Annotated in this window: 16 protein-coding genes; 11 read left to right on the top strand and 5 right to left on the bottom strand. The window is 47.3% G+C overall.

Going from position 1 to position 15,016, the window contains the following annotated elements; translation table 11 throughout:
* Positions 1 to 59: 59 nt before the first annotated feature.
* Positions 60 to 701 carry a hypothetical protein gene (locus C1710_RS02115; protein ID WP_102279524.1) on the top strand — a complete coding sequence of 214 codons (642 nt, stop codon included), beginning with the start codon at positions 60 to 62 and terminating at the stop codon, positions 699 to 701.
* 165 nt (positions 702 to 866) lie between these two features.
* On the opposite strand, the gene C1710_RS02110 is transcribed toward C1710_RS02115, so the two are convergent.
* Positions 867 to 2,213, bottom strand: a complete 1,347-nt coding sequence (locus C1710_RS02110) for an HD domain-containing protein (RefSeq protein ID WP_102279521.1) — start codon at positions 2,211 to 2,213, stop codon at positions 867 to 869.
* Between the two features lie 134 nt (positions 2,214 to 2,347).
* Between C1710_RS02110 and C1710_RS02105 the strand changes: the two genes are divergently transcribed.
* From C1710_RS02105 to C1710_RS02080, 6 genes are all read left to right on the top strand, one after another.
* Positions 2,348 to 2,770 (top strand): DUF1934 domain-containing protein, encoded by a 423-nt coding sequence (locus tag C1710_RS02105; RefSeq protein WP_235857951.1) that lies wholly within the window; start codon positions 2,348 to 2,350, stop codon positions 2,768 to 2,770.
* A 46-nt stretch (positions 2,771 to 2,816) separates the two neighbouring features.
* Positions 2,817 to 3,365, top strand: a complete 549-nt coding sequence (rpoE, locus tag C1710_RS02100) for a DNA-directed RNA polymerase subunit delta (protein ID WP_180961274.1) — start codon at positions 2,817 to 2,819, stop codon at positions 3,363 to 3,365.
* Between the two features lie 162 nt (positions 3,366 to 3,527).
* On the top strand, positions 3,528 to 5,132 hold the full coding sequence (locus C1710_RS02095) for a CTP synthase (RefSeq protein ID WP_102279517.1): 1,605 nt from the start codon (positions 3,528 to 3,530) through the stop codon (positions 5,130 to 5,132).
* A gap of 135 nt (positions 5,133 to 5,267) precedes the next feature.
* The gene (locus C1710_RS02090; RefSeq protein WP_102279515.1) at positions 5,268 to 6,536 is read left to right on the top strand and encodes a UDP-N-acetylglucosamine 1-carboxyvinyltransferase; all 1,269 of its coding nucleotides are present in this window, start codon (positions 5,268 to 5,270) and stop codon (positions 6,534 to 6,536) included.
* Between the two features lie 112 nt (positions 6,537 to 6,648).
* Positions 6,649 to 6,900 carry a type B 50S ribosomal protein L31 gene (locus C1710_RS02085; RefSeq protein WP_102279513.1) on the top strand — a complete coding sequence of 84 codons (252 nt, stop codon included), beginning with the start codon at positions 6,649 to 6,651 and terminating at the stop codon, positions 6,898 to 6,900.
* Between the two features lie 94 nt (positions 6,901 to 6,994).
* Complete coding sequence (locus tag C1710_RS02080; RefSeq protein WP_102279510.1) at positions 6,995 to 7,687, top strand: class A sortase; 693 nt, start codon at positions 6,995 to 6,997, stop codon at positions 7,685 to 7,687.
* A 52-nt stretch (positions 7,688 to 7,739) separates the two neighbouring features.
* Here the strand turns inward: C1710_RS02080 and C1710_RS02075 are convergent, their stop codons facing one another.
* Positions 7,740 to 8,207 (bottom strand): low molecular weight protein-tyrosine-phosphatase, encoded by a 468-nt coding sequence (locus tag C1710_RS02075; RefSeq protein WP_102279508.1) that lies wholly within the window; start codon positions 8,205 to 8,207, stop codon positions 7,740 to 7,742.
* A 158-nt stretch (positions 8,208 to 8,365) separates the two neighbouring features.
* Here C1710_RS02075 and C1710_RS02070 point away from each other — a divergent pair, with 158 nt between their 5' ends.
* The 4 genes from C1710_RS02070 to C1710_RS02055 are packed head-to-tail and all read left to right on the top strand — an operon-like array spanning position 8,366 to position 12,792.
* Positions 8,366 to 8,932 (top strand): LemA family protein, encoded by a 567-nt coding sequence (locus C1710_RS02070; RefSeq protein ID WP_102279506.1) that lies wholly within the window; start codon positions 8,366 to 8,368, stop codon positions 8,930 to 8,932.
* A gap of 26 nt (positions 8,933 to 8,958) precedes the next feature.
* The gene (htpX, locus tag C1710_RS02065; protein WP_102279504.1) at positions 8,959 to 9,852 is read left to right on the top strand and encodes a zinc metalloprotease HtpX; all 894 of its coding nucleotides are present in this window, start codon (positions 8,959 to 8,961) and stop codon (positions 9,850 to 9,852) included.
* Between the two features lie 24 nt (positions 9,853 to 9,876).
* On the top strand, positions 9,877 to 11,271 hold the full coding sequence (locus tag C1710_RS02060) for a UDP-N-acetylmuramoyl-tripeptide--D-alanyl-D-alanine ligase (protein ID WP_102279501.1): 1,395 nt from the start codon (positions 9,877 to 9,879) through the stop codon (positions 11,269 to 11,271).
* A gap of 45 nt (positions 11,272 to 11,316) precedes the next feature.
* Entirely contained in the window at positions 11,317 to 12,792 is a 1,476-nt protein-coding gene (locus C1710_RS02055) for a DEAD/DEAH box helicase (protein WP_102279499.1), read from the top strand.
* Between the two features lie 75 nt (positions 12,793 to 12,867).
* Here the strand turns inward: C1710_RS02055 and C1710_RS08190 are convergent, their stop codons facing one another.
* The 3 genes from C1710_RS08190 to C1710_RS02040 form a co-directional block, all read right to left on the bottom strand.
* Entirely contained in the window at positions 12,868 to 13,797 is a 930-nt protein-coding gene (locus tag C1710_RS08190) for an IS3 family transposase (RefSeq protein ID WP_235857997.1), read from the bottom strand.
* Positions 13,722 to 14,246 (bottom strand): helix-turn-helix domain-containing protein, encoded by a 525-nt coding sequence (locus C1710_RS08300; RefSeq protein WP_102278970.1) that lies wholly within the window; start codon positions 14,244 to 14,246, stop codon positions 13,722 to 13,724. Before C1710_RS08300 ends, C1710_RS08190 begins: the two co-directional genes overlap by 76 nt.
* A gap of 76 nt (positions 14,247 to 14,322) precedes the next feature.
* Positions 14,323 to 14,862 (bottom strand): NADPH-dependent FMN reductase, encoded by a 540-nt coding sequence (locus C1710_RS02040; RefSeq protein ID WP_102279496.1) that lies wholly within the window; start codon positions 14,860 to 14,862, stop codon positions 14,323 to 14,325.
* Positions 14,863 to 15,016: the final 154 nt, after the last annotated feature.

The raw sequence follows: 15,016 nt of genomic DNA, 5'->3' as shown, positions 1-15,016 counted from the left end.
TGGTCGTGGTGAAGGGATTAACTGGTAAAATAAGGGTGAAGAACAAGGGAGGAGTCATTATGAAAAAGATTAATCGTCGACTTGCTAGCGGCGCGGTTGTTTTACTGATGGGGACAATGCTGGTTGGCTGTGGTAGCCACCAAGCAACGAGTACGTCCAGCAGTAGCTCATCATCGCAGCAAACATTGAGTCCTTCCGCCAAGGCGATCAAGGACGCAAAGAAATTTATTAAAGAAGGTCGTTACCAGACGGCACTGGACCGCTTGGACGATGTTCATTCACCATCACAAAAGGTTAAAGAACTTAAGGCTGACTTGAGGAACTATCTGCAGGCTCAGGATGCTTACTCCAATCAGCAGTACAGCCAGGCTGCAGAATCCACCAAGTCTACCCAGTCGAATAACAGTCGTCTGGAATCCGCAACTAAGGCCTTACACGCCCGTGCTGTTCAACAGCAGACTGGTGGACCAACTCAGTCCCAGGCTAATTCTAACCGCCAAGCTAACGACAAGGCAGTCATCGCTTTTGCTAACCAGATGGGATTTAACGATAGCCACTACCAGATCATTACCCAAAGCCACACTAATGGTGTTTACCGTTATGAGGTACGCAAGGACAACGATGACCACACCGTCTCCAACTTGGTCGGCATTTTCGACTACAACCCACAAACGATGACGGTTAAAAAGGTTAATGATTAATGACTTTTAAGTATAATTGGAAGCAGTGTGCCGGCATTTCCGCTGGGACACTGCTTTTTGGTTGCCATTAACTTCTTCGCCTTTCAATCAGGGGGGTATAAAAATTAACCACCATGGACGGTCAATGCACGCTCATGGTGGATAATCATTTTTCAGTTATTAATGCTAGCAGACATGGTTATTTTTAATATGACTTTGGAACTCCTCATAATATGGCGTGAACAGTTCGAGATCATTCGACTGGGAGAGCATTTCTTTGGGAAAGAAGAACCGTTGGTCGCCGGCCTCCTTGCCGGAAACACTTTTGACCAGTGTTGAGACGGTGGACAACTCCACTAACTCACCATCGGGTTGAATAAGCTCAATCTGGGTTTGCGGTTGAGAAACTTGTGGCCGGTAGGTATCATAAGGCAGCTTGTACGAAGCGTTAGTTGCCGTGTAATAATCACTATTAAACCCGGATGCCTGGATAATTTTACGAAGTTTCGGCAATAGTTTAGCAGTTTGATCATTGTATTCAGCTGACTTTAATGGCAGCCGGTCAAGAAAACGGTGGGCGAGGTCGGCCAGAATTTCGTCACGCGAATTCTTCCACTGGGTAAAGTAGGTGGTCAGTGTACCATCATCTAGTGCCAGGTAGTCGCTGAGAGTGAACTTTCCACGGAAGAACGGCATTAGTAGTTCTGGGCTGAATGCTTCCCGTTGCTGGTCGGGATGGTTATAAAGCCAGTGGGCGCGCTTGAGCAGGTGGTCCAAGATGACTTCTAGCGACCGGGTTACCGGGTGAAAGTACACTTGCAAGTACATTTGCAGGCGGCTAATGATGTAATCTTCAACTGCGTGCATTCCTGACATCTTAAAGGCGATTCCGTCTTTTGTCGGCTGCATTACTCGTAAAACCCGGTCTAAGTCGAATTTCCCATAATTAGTTCCCGTGTAGTAGGCGTCACGTTGAAGGTAGTCCATTCGGTCAGCATCTACTTGGCTGGAAATCATGGATACGACCTGTGGGTTAGGGTACTCATGACTGATAACACTCGCTACTTGCACTGGGAAATCGTCACTGACCCTCTTAAGAATCCGGTTAACGTTGGTTGACGGGTCGGTAATCAACCGGCGAGTAATTTGCTCGTGGTCAGTGTTAAAAATGTGCTCAAAGGTGTGGGAAAACGGGCCGTGACCAAGGTCGTGCAGGAGGGCCGCACAGAGGGCGACGGGGCGTTCGTTATCATTCCAGAGGCCATCACCATCGACTTCACTGGGGTAGTTGCGGTGAAACTGGTCGCAGAGGCGGCGGGTAATCTCATAAACGCCGAGGCAGTGACCAAAACGTGAATGTTCCGCACCATGAAACACCAGACTAGTCGTTCCAAGCTGTTTAACCCTGCGCAACCGTTGAAATTCGGGAGTGTTAATTAGGTCGAGGATAATCTGGTTATCGATGGTAATGGTTCCGTGAATGGGGTCACGAAAGACTTTTTCGTGTTGCAGTTGTTCTTCATTGAAGCTCATGAAATTCCTCCATTAAGTAAGAATGTATTACCAATATTATAAGCAAAGCGGGCGAAAAGACCAACTTGAATCGGCGAACTTGACAGCGGCAATTACCCTTTGGCAAGATAAGGACGGTAAAAGGAGGGCGTTTCATGAAAAAGGTTGTTCCAGTGAAGGTAAAAATGGAGTCAAAAATGAACCAGGACGGTCAGCAAGCTCGCTTTTCGTTTGAAGAAGATGGTCAGCTGGCGACGGTCGGTGGCAAGCACTATCTTCGTTATACTGAACACCAGCAGGGGGTAGCCACGCCAGTTCAATTCCGGTTGGATGACGACCAGGTACACCTCCTTCGTTCCGGTGACGTCCAAACCCGTTTTATTTTTGATCAGGAACAGGAAACTACTAGTCGTTACCAGACTGCTTACGGACCGATTGAACTGCGGGTGGTGACCAGACAATTATCGTCGACGGTTGACTGGGACGATTGCCAGGGCCAATTGGAAATAGAATATGAACTTCATTCGGCAGGAATGCTTGTTGGTTCCTACCATGTTTCATTGCAATTTCACCGTTAATCATGTAAGATGTAAGTTAGACTTTTTTGAAGGGATGTGCACCATTTTGGATCTGAAGGTTTTTGACGGTCAAGATAAGTCCGAACTGTCGATGGTTGAAGTGGCCCATGCTATTCTTGCACAGCATGGCGAAGGAATGTCATTCGTTGACCTAACTAACGAGGTCCAGCAGTACATGGGAAAGAGCGACGAAGAAATTCGTGAACGGCTCTCCCAGTTCTACACCGACTTGAACATCGACGGGAGCTTCATTTCCCTTGGTGACAACACGTGGGGGCTCCGCTCCTGGTACCCATTTGAGTCGATCGATGAAGCAACGATCGGCGATGACGAGGGTGAAGAAGAGCGACCAAAGAAGAAGCGCCGTAAGGTCAACGCCTTTTTGGCCGGAGCCGATGACGATGATGATGTGATCGACTACGACAATGACGATCCAGAAGATGATGATCTGGACGATACTGATGATGACACCACCAGTGACGACGACTTTGATGAAGACAATCCCGACACTGACGATGATCTTCCCGATGCCGGCTTAGAAGACCAGTTATCCGAGTTGAACGATGAAGACCTGGATGACGATGATGATGAATAAATTTAACTTTTATCTTGACTAAATTGCGGATGCCCTGTACTATCTTTCTTGGGCGCCTGAGATTAATCAGGCTTAAATCTCGTCATAAAAGCTCCCTGTTTCATTAGAAATGGGGAGCTTTTTCCTTATTGTCAGCGTGCAAGTGAGAAAAGGAGATTCAAGATGACCAAGTATATTTTTGTTACTGGCGGTGTTGTTTCGTCACTGGGGAAAGGGATTGTTGCGGCATCCCTTGGCCGGCTACTGAAAAATCGTGGCCTGAAGGTGGCAATTCAGAAGTTTGACCCATACATTAACGTGGACCCGGGAACGATGAGTCCTTACCAGCACGGTGAAGTCTTTGTCACTAACGATGGGACGGAAACCGACCTGGACCTTGGCCATTATGAACGGTTTATTGACAATGATTTAAACAAGTACTCTAACGTTACAACCGGGAAAATTTATTCTGAAGTTCTGAAAAAGGAACGGCGTGGTGACTATCTGGGTCATACTGTCCAGGTTATTCCGCACATTACCAATGCGATCAAGGATAAGATTATGCGTGCCGGCGAGAGTACCGATGCTGAGGTAGTTATTACTGAAATTGGGGGGACAGTTGGTGATATTGAATCACAGCCGTTCATGGAAGCAATCCGGCAAATGAAGAAAGAGGCCGGTGCTGACAATGTCCTGTACATTCACGCTACCCTGGTACCATACCTGCGGGCAGCCGGTGAAATGAAAACAAAGCCAACTCAGCATTCTGTGCGGGAACTGCGTGGACTGGGAATTCAACCGAACATCTTGGTTGTCCGGACCGAAAAGCCGATTACGGATGCAATGCGTAAGAAGATTGCCCTCTTCTGTGATGTGGACCCGAAGGCGGTTATTGAATCGCTGGACGTCAACACCCTCTACGAGATTCCGCTTAACCTGCAAAAACAGGGCTTTGACCAGCTAGTGTGTGATCACTTTAACATTGACGCCCCAGAAGCAGATATGCGTTCCTGGACGGAAATGGTGCACCACATTGAACACGACCTCAACAAGACGGTTAAGATTGCCATGGTTGGTAAGTATACTAACCTGCAGGATGCTTACATTTCGGTCAATGAAGCTCTTCGCCATGCTGGTTATCCTGTTGATGCCAAGGTTAAAATTGACCACTTTAACTCAGAAACCATTAATGAAGACAATGTTGTCGAGAAACTAGGGGCATATGATGGGATTCTGGTTCCCGGTGGCTTTGGCTCTCGTGGTGTCGAGGGAATGATTACGGCTATCAAATACGCTCGTGAAAACAACATACCGTTCCTGGGAATTTGCCTGGGGATGCAGACTGCTTGCATTGAATTTGCGCGGGACGTCCTTGGCTACCAGGATGCAAATTCGACTGAATTCAACCCGAACACGAAGCACAATATCATTGACCTGATGTCCGACCAGGAAGACGTGGAAGACATGGGTGGCACTCAACGGTTAGGGGCTTACCCGTGCAAGCTGGTTCCGGGAACTGTTGCAGCGGCAGCTTATGATAACCAGTCGATGATCAGTGAACGTCACCGTCACCGTTACGAATTCAATAACAAGTTCCGCCAAGAAATTGAAGATCACGGACTAGTAATTTCTGGGATCAACCCGGATCGGAACCTGGTGGAAGTCGTTGAACTGCCAAAGAAGAAGTTCTTCGTGGCTGCTCAGTACCACCCTGAATTCCTATCACGGCCTAACCGTCCGGAAGGATTATTCAAAGCCTTCGTCAAGGCGGCAGCAGAAGGTAAATAGTTTCCTAATTTTTGCGATTGATTGCCAGAATTAGTTGTAATTGCAGTGGTTTTTTCTTATGATATTTATTGACTGTTTTTCCAGTCTACATAAGCGTTAAAATGATTTACTAAAATTGAAACGAGGATATCAGCAATGAAAAAGATGATCATTAAGGGAGGAAACCGCCTGTCGGGTGAAGTGACAATCGGTGGGGCTAAGAACAGCACCGTTGCGCTAATTCCCGCCGCTATTTTAGCCGACACGCCAGTGCGTTTCGATACCGTACCGGATATTTCAGACGTCCATAACCTGATGATCATTCTGCAATCAATGAACGTGACGTCATCATTTTCTCACGGCGTGTTGGATATTGACCCAACGCAAATTGTTGAGGCAGAATTACCGAGCAAGGCGATTAAATCGTTGCGGGCTTCTTACTACTTTATGGGGGCTCTGCTGGGCCGCTTCCACCGGGCAACATTAACCTTCCCGGGTGGGGATGATATTGGCCCGCGGCCAATTGACCAGCACCTGAAGGCCTTTCGCGCACTTGGTGCCACGGTTGACGAAGACCACGGGACGGTCCACCTGGATGCTCCTGATGGTCTTCACGGCAACCGGATCTTTCTCGACGTGGTTTCAGTGGGGGCAACTATTAATGCTATTCTGGCGGCTGTCCGTGCTGAGGGAACAACAGTAATTGAAAACGCCGCCCGGGAACCAGAAATCGTTGACCTCACCACCTTTTTGAACAACATGGGTGCACAGATCCGCGGTGCGGGTACCGATGAAATCCGGATTCACGGGGTGGCAACTCTCCAGTCGATGAACACCCACACGGTAATCGCCGACCGGATTGAGACGGGGACCTACCTTTCACTTGCGGCAGCGATGGGTGATGGTGTAATGCTTAATAACGTTATTCCAGAACACCTGGAGTCATTCACCAGTAAGATGATCGAAATGGGCGTTGATTTGCAGATTGACATCGATAAGATTTATGTTCCGCGGACCGACCACTTGCACGGCGTCCACGTCAAAACCATGCCTTACCCGGGTTTTGCGACTGACCTTCAGCAGCCGTTGAGTCCGCTGATGTCATTGGCCAGCGGCAAGAGCACGATTGAGGATACCATTTACCCTGAACGAGTAGGACATATCCCGCAACTGCAGAAAATGGGGATGAACATCCGCAACCAGGACGGTTTGATTACGGTCGAGCACACCGCCAACCTTCATGGTGCTGAAGTGCAGGCCGGTGAAATCCGGGCAGGTGCCGCCTTAACGATTGCCGGTTTAATGGCAACGGGGACGACGGTGATCCACGGCGCGGGTAACATCCTGCGTGGCTATGACCGGATTGTGTGGAAGCTCAACCGGTTGAACGCTGATGTGACGATTGTTGACGACGATGCGGATTAGTGTGAAAATCACCCTTGGTGGTTGCAACATTGGTCAAACTATGATATTCTACAAAAGTTGACTAACGACAAACTATGTTTCAAAATGATTCATGGCAAAGGAGAAATATATTATGAAAAAAGGAATTCATCCAGATTACCACATGGTAGTTTTTGAAGACTCATCAACTGGCTACAAGTTCTTATCCGGTTCTACTGCTACTTCCAGTGAAACGGTTAAGTGGGAAGACGGTAACGAATACCCACTGATCCGGGTTGAAGTTTCTTCAGATTCTCACCCGTTCTACACTGGTAAGCAGAAGTTTAACAAGGCCGACGGTGCCGTTGAACGTTTCAACAAGAAGTACGGCCTGAAGAACAACTAAATCCTATCTTGAGACGCTCATTGAGTGTGTCTATGAAAATAATAAAACGTCCGTTGGTTAACCGACGGGCGTTTTCTGCTAATGAGGTGGAGACATGAAGAAGAAAAAAGGCTGGTTGCGCTGGGCCGCCGTAGTGATCCTCTTGTTAGTGAGTTTGGTATTAATCTTTAACCAGCAGATTAAGTATTACCTGGTTGGATCATATCGGCCGCAACTGACATCAGCGACAATTAAGAAGAACAGCAGTAAAAAGGCTTCCTACGATTTTAGCAACGTCAAGGATCTTGACCTGCAGTCGGCAGCGCAAGCTCGTGCCAGCAGACAAAAGGTTAACATCATTGGTGTTGTTGCCGTGCCGGCAATTAAGATGTCGGTACCCATTGCAAAGGGGGTTGACAATACTACCCTGGCACTGGCTGCCGGTACAATGCGTCCGGATATGAAAATGGGTGAAGGAAATTACGCCTTAGCGGGACACAATATGGCCAATGGTAGCAAGATTCTTTTTTCGCCACTGTACTACCATGCAAAGGTCGGTCAAAAGGTTTACTTAACCGATCTTGACCGGGTTTATGAATACAAAATTTATGAGCGGAAGTTTATTCCAGCAACGGATGTTCAGGTGGTGGATAATACTCCGGAGAAGATTATTACGATGGTTACCTGTGACGCAACGGGAGCCAACCGCTTACTTATTCGGGGGAACTACGTCAAGTCTGAGAAGTTTAAGCAGGCACCACGGAGTGTCCAAAAGGTTCTAAGTGAAAAATACACTAATGGTCGTTAAGCAAAACATGACCCGTCCATGTGCTGTGAGCAATAGACGGGCCCTGTTTTGTTTAATGCTTAACTTCTTGTTGTAGTTTGGACAACCAGGTCGGTAAAGCGATCGCAAGACTATCGTAAGTGTCTTCGAAACGGTGGGTGTACCAAGGGTCTGGAATGGATTCACCTTTCCGACCCGGCACGAGGTCAAAAATACCGCATAGCTGTGCGTGATGACCTTGCGGTGCCCGGTCAAGAATGTCTTCCATGTTCATCTCGTCCATCCCGACAATATAGTCGGCGGAAAAGTAGTCGTCACGGTTTAGCGGTCGAGAAACCAGTCCGTCAGCGCTAATGTTGTGCCGTGCTAGGCAGCGACGGGCACCAGGGTGGGGGCCATTTCCCTCTTCCTCGTTACTGGTTCCTGCTGAATCGACTTGAATTTGGTCACTGAGTCCGGCGTCTTCAACCATCTGGCGAAACATCGCCTCTGCCATCGCTGACCGGCAAATATTGCCGAGGCAGACAAATAATATTTTCATGAAATCACACTTCGCTTTCTACACTTTTATATCTTTATTGTACACGATCTGGTGTTTTGCCACATTAATCAGCGATAAATCGTGTGTTTCACTGGCAAACCTGGTAAAATGTCATATTGAGACGAAAAGATATGTAATCCTAAGGAGGAGAGACTGAAATGAGTACAGGATGGATTATTGCTATCATCGTTGTTGCCGTCATCGTTATTTGGTATGTCATGACCTACAACGGCCTAGTAGCGATGCGCACTCATGTCCAGGAATCATGGAGCCAGATTGATGTTCAGTTAACCCGGCGAAACGACTTAATCCCTAACCTACTTGCAACTGTTAAGGGATACTCAAAGTACGAACAAGGCGTCTTCGACAAGGTTACCAAGCTGCGCTCTGAATTAGCGGGGATTCCTGAAGAAAACCACCAGGAAAAAATGACAGTGGCTAACCAATTAACAGGTGCTTTGCACTCGTTAGTTGCTGTTGCGGAAAATTATCCAGACCTCAAGGCCAGCACCGAATATGCCAAGTTGATGGAGGAGCTGACTAATACCGAAAACAAGATTGCTTACTCTCGTCAGTTATACAACAGCACGGCAGCAGCCCTGAACGCGAAAATTCAGCAGTTCCCGTCAAAGATCGTCGCCTCACTGGCGCACTTTACCGCAATTGACTACTTAAAGGCGCCAGAAAAGGCCCAAGAAGTACCAAAGATTTCGTTTGACGACTAATTAAAAATAAAGGAGAATGTGGCTTTATGCTGTATCAGCAAATCGCCAGAAACAAACGTAAAACGGTCCTTGTGGTTGCCGTTTTCTTTTTGCTTTTAGCACTGGTTGGCGCGGCAATTGGTTATGTTTTTGCCGGCACAGCAACTGGTGGGGTCATCGTTGCCGCCATCTTGGCACTCATCTATTTGTCGGTGGTAGGCGGCCAGTCCGCTGACATGGTGATGCGGATGAATAATGCCCAGGAGCTTCGTGATGCTAGTCAGGCTCCAGAATTCTACCACGTAGTCGAAGACATGGCGCTGGCCGCTAACGTTCCTATGCCGCGGGTGTTTATTATTGATGATCCCAGTCCCAACGCTTTTGCAACGGGTAGCGACCCACAACATGCTGCTGTGGCAGCGACAACGGGTCTTTTGTCCCAGATGAACAGAGAAGAGTTGGAAGGTGTGATGGGACACGAAATGAGTCACGTCAGGAACTATGATATTCGTTTGCAGACTGTTGCCATGGCGTTAGCTGGCGCCATTACCTTTTTAGCTAACTTCGCTACCCATGCGTGGTGGTTTGGTGGCAGTCGCGATAACGATGATGATGGTGGCGGCGTCTTGGTAGCTGTCGGCGCCATTTTGTTGATTTTCCTGGCACCACTGGCAGCAACACTTGTTCAGTTAGCACTGTCTCGTAACCGGGAGTATCTGGCGGATGCCGGCTCTGTTGAACTGACACGTAACCCCCAGGGGCTAATTGCGGCGTTAACCAAGTTGAAAGAGGCACAGCCGATGAAGCAGAGTAGTGCCGAGTGTGCCTCGCTTTACATCAGTTCTCCACACCTGAACGCGGCGCACGGTCGTGGGCTGAGCGCGCTTTTTGATACCCACCCGCCGCTAGATGCACGAATTGCTCGTTTAGAAAAAATGTAAGATTGTTTGAAAGAGGATTTAACGATGAAAATGAAGATTCGGGAAATTGCCAAGGCACTCCAAGTGCGAAATGACGTTTCCCAATGGGAAGATATTACTGTCAGCAGCGTCGCCTTTGACAGTCGACAGATGGCCCCGGGCGCATTGTTTGTGCCACTGAAAGGCAATAACGACGGACACCGGTTTGTTGGTAGTGCCTTTGAACACGGGGCAGTGGCTACGCTGTGGGCAGCTGATCACCAGCCGGTTCCTGCTGACCATCCAGTGCTGGTTGTCGATGACCCACTGGCAGCACTGCAAAAGCTGAGTAAGTATTACGTTCACAAGATCAACCCGATTGTCGTTGCGGTAACCGGAAGCAACGGTAAGACGACAACAAAGGACTTAACCGCTTCGATTCTGTCCACCCAGTATAATGTTATTAAAACGCACGCCAACTTTAATAATGAAATTGGTGTTCCCGTGACGTTATTGAACATGAACGCGAACACTGAAGTAGTGGTTGTTGAAATGGGAATGGATCGGTTCCAGCAGTTGGACCAGCTGAGCAAGCTAGCTAATCCAGATGTTGCGGTCATTACGATGATTGGTGAAGCCCATATTGAATTCTTTGGGACCCGTGACCGGATTGCTGATGCGAAGATGGAAATTACCCATGGCCTCAAGGAAGACGGCCTACTGATTTATAACGGCGATGAACCATTGTTACGTGAACGAACCAAGGACCTTAAACAGGGTACTTATACCTTTGGTCGGGAGTTAGGCAACAATCTTTACGCCACGGCGGTAACGGTTGGCACTAACCAGTTGACTTTTACTACTAACGTCTGGCCTGATGAGGAATTTACAGTTCCGTTAACTGGTGAGTACAATGTCAGCAACGCCCTGGCAGCGTTAGCCGTTGCCAATAGGCTGCATATTCGACCAGCTAATATGAAGAAGGGCCTGGCTAACCCGGACCTCACAGCTAACCGAGCAGAGTGGTTAACGGGGGCGGCCGGTGAAAAAATCTTATCTGACGTCTATAACTCTAACCCAACGGCTGCCCGTGACGTTCTGGAGACCTTGCAGAATGTTCCCGTTAGCGACGAGGGACGGCGAATTGCTGTTCTTGGCGACATGCTGGAGTTAGGTGAAGCATCACCAAAGCTGCACGCGAGTCTGGCCGAGGTTATTAATCCGGCCACACTTCAGGAAGTTTACTTAGTCGGTTCTGAAATGGCCGCTCTCCGTGATCAGTTAGCCAAAGACGGTTACCCGGTAAGTGCCATCCACTACTATGGTGCTGATCAGTTGGCACCATTGGTGACTGACCTTAACCATGACTTACAAGAAAATGACGTTATTTTATTAAAGGGAAGTCACGGGATTCACCTGGAACAGGTCCTGGCGAAGATTTTACCGTCGACTACCGAATAAGCGTAAAGGAGACGACCATCGCCGTCTTTTACAAGGAGGAATTTTTTGAAATTTAGTGAACTGGGCTTGTCAACAAGCCTGTTAAAGGCTGTTAAGCGCAGCGGTTATGAAGAAGCAACGCCCATCCAGGAACAGACGATTCCGATGGTCTTGGCCGGGGACGATGTTATTGGTCAAGCACAAACGGGGACGGGGAAAACTGCCGCATTCGGCTTGCCCATTATTGAACATGTTGATACTAAGGACCCCCACCTTCAGGCGTTAATCATTTCGCCAACCCGTGAGTTAGCGATTCAAACGCAAGAAGAGTTATTCCGTCTGGGGCGTGATAGCCACGTTAAGGTTCAAGTGGTGTACGGCGGGGCAGATATTCGCCGACAAATCCGTAGTCTCAAGAGTCATCCGCAGATTGTGGTGGGTACTCCGGGCCGAATTCGCGACCACCTACGTCGCCATACCTTGAAATTAGGGACGATTAAGACGTTGGTATTGGACGAAGCGGATGACATGCTCGACATGGGTTTTCTGGAAGATATCAAGGCCATTATTGCCGAAACGCCGGCTAACCGACAAACACTGCTCTTTTCTGCAACGATGCCAGATTCCATCAAGAAGATTGGTGTGCAGTTTATGAAGGACCCGAAGATGGTCAAGATTAAGGCCAAGGAATTGACCACAGACTTAGTCGACCAGTACTATGTTCGGGCACGTGAACACGAGAAGTTCGACATTATGACCCGGCTGATTGACGTGCAAGATCCGGATTTAACGATCGTCTTTGGCCGTACAAAGCGGCGGGTTGATGAGTTGTCGCGTGGGTTGATTATGCGGGGCTATAATGCCGCGGGTATTCATGGCGACCTGACTCAGGAACGACGAACGAAGATTATGCGTCGTTTTAAAGCCGGCAAGATTGATATCTTAGTGGCGACGGACGTTGCTGCGCGGGGATTAGACATTTCTGGTGTAACCCACGTTTATAATTATGATATTCCGTCTGATCCGGATAGTTACGTTCACCGCATTGGCCGGACGGGCCGGGCAGGACATCACGGTGTTTCATTGACCTTTGTTACGCCAAACGAAATGGACTACCTCCACGAAATTGAAAAGCTGACGAAGGTTCGGATGCTGCCATTGAAGCCGCCAACGGCTGAAGAAGCTTTCCGGGGACAAGTTGCTTCAGCGTTCAACGATATCGATGAGTTGATTGCTCAGCCAACTAATGAGCGTTATGAGGAAGCAGCACACAAATTATTGGAAACCCATGACGCCGTCGACTTGGTGGCAGCACTGTTGAATACCATTACCAAGGACGATGCAAGTCAGGTGCCGGTTAAGATTACGCCAGAAAAGCCGTTACCGCGTCGTCATCGTGGGCACAATAACTATCGCCATCGTAATAACCATCGTGGTCAGTACCGTGGTCATTCTCACCATGGGTACCACCGTAATGATAACCGTCGGGATGGCGGCCGTCATAAGAAGCACCGCTTTAATATGCGACGGAAAGAAAAATAGATTATTTTAAGTAAAACACCGCTAGCGACCGGATAGTTGCTAGTGAAGTGAACCCTGTAAGTTGGACACTTTAATTTAGGCAACTTTTTCTAAGGCAAGATTTCGATATTCAATCGGAGTCTTGCCTTTTAATATGTGCTTGATTCGATTCCGATTATAGTATTCTATCCACTCCTCCATGGCTTTAATCAATTCCTGCTTGGTTTGATAATGATGTCCATAATACATTTCAACCTTCATCGTGTGAAAGAAACTTTCCATTGGCGCATTGTCTAAACAGGTCGCCCGGCGTGACATGCTTTGAAAAATATGGTTTTTCTTTAGTGTTTGACGCCAGGCATTCGTTTGATATTGGATTCCTTGGTCACTATGGACGGTCATGCGGTAGTTAAGCTTAGGTCGCTTATTAATTAGCTCGATTAGCGGTTTCATCACGAAATCAGTAGTAGGGTGGTCGCCAATATTGTAACTAACAATTTCACCAGAACATAAATCTTTAATCGGTGAAAGGTAAACTCGCTCATCCTGGCTCATATTGTCATAGCGGTATTCGCTCACATCAGTCGCCATTTTTTGATATGGACGCTCAGTTTTAAAACGGCGATGAAGACGATTCTTGGCTTTCTTACCTTGAGGACCAATCGACGAATCATATTTCCGAGTTTGACGATTATACATCTGTGACGATAAACCATTCTCACGCATTAGACGGCTAACTCTTTTATGATTAACCTTAATTCCACGACGATGTAGCTCATCTGTGACAGGTCGATATCCGTAGCCAGGATTCTGTTGCTTGATATCTTTAATGAGTCGAAGCAGTTCTTTATCATCTGCGGCTTCGTGGCGATGGGCTTGATAATAGAATGTACTTCGCTTAATGGTGGTGTATGATAGAATCTCCGTTAAGCTAAATCCGAATTCTTGCCTTAGTTCTTGGATGATTTGGTATTCTTCTTTGACTGTCCGCGGTGTTGAACTAAGGCGTCGAGTTTTTTTAAGTATTCGTTCTCTACTTTCAAAGCCCGATTCTCTGCTTTCAACTGTTCTAACTCTGATAGTTGTTTACTAGCTTGGTGATTATTATTAGTAGTCATGTGCTTTGCCCGTCCTCTTCTGGTAAACAAATCCTCAGTTCCATGCTCCTTAAGTTTCTTTTGCCAGTTAGCGATTGTCCCTGGATTACTAATATCAAATTGAAGTGCTGTTCGTCGGTACGAGGCTTTGTGTTGTTTTTTCCAGTTTAAGACTTTCAGCTTAAAATCACCATCATAATCATACTTTGACGAACGAATTTCTAGGCCTTGAACACCATATTTTCGATAGCGAGCTATCCATACTAACACGTTACCTTTACTTCTTATACCCAATCGTCGGGCGATAGTCGTTGAACCCATTCCCGATAAATACATTTGAACTGCTTTCAGTTTAATTTCTAAACTAAACTTAGTCATAGTAAAACCCCCATAGTTGGAATTCCTTGTCCAACTATGGGGGTTCACTTCATAGCGGTATTTCTTATAAACGTCATCATTCAGCTAAGAGGTGTTCAAATTCTTGCTTCAGTAGTGATGCCTCAAAGTCATAGTGGTGTAACATTTGCTGATATTTTTCTGGGTCATCAGTGACGTTCAGTGACAATTGGGGGTTGGTAGCTAACTGCTTTGTGTGAAGACCAGTGAGGACCAATTTCATGGCTGTCTGGGCTTGTGCTCCGCCATGGCCACCGAACGTTACCATTGCGACTGGCTTATCAGTCCATTCAGCGGCTAAGTAGTCGATAGCATTCTTTAAGACTGCCGGGTATCCCCAGTTATATTGTGGAAAGAGGAGGATGACACCATCATATTCGTTGATTGTTGCTTGCCATTTTTTCGTGTGTTCTTGTTGATACTTACCAGTTGCGGGAATATTTTGTTCGTCTAAGAATGGCAAGTTAACGTCGCGAAGGTCGATAGTTGAAAAATGAACGCTTTTACTGCGGGACAGTTGCGAAGACAACCACGCAGCTACTTCGGGACTTCGCCGCCCGGGACGGGTTGATCCGATGATAATTGCAACTTTTTTCATTATTGGTCACTCCTTGAATAGTCTTCTTGGTACAACACTTTTCACTTACAAATAATAAGTCGAAACTAACTGCTTCGTCAAGGAGTAATTACCGAAGGGAAAGTTGTCATTGCAAAGTTGATTGTTTATACTTGAGCTTACGATAAATGCAGGA

The organism is [Lactobacillus] timonensis (genome assembly GCF_900240275.1).
Taxonomy (GTDB): domain Bacteria; phylum Bacillota; class Bacilli; order Lactobacillales; family Lactobacillaceae; genus Limosilactobacillus; species Limosilactobacillus timonensis.
This window is presented reverse-complemented; position numbering and strand designations above follow the sequence as displayed.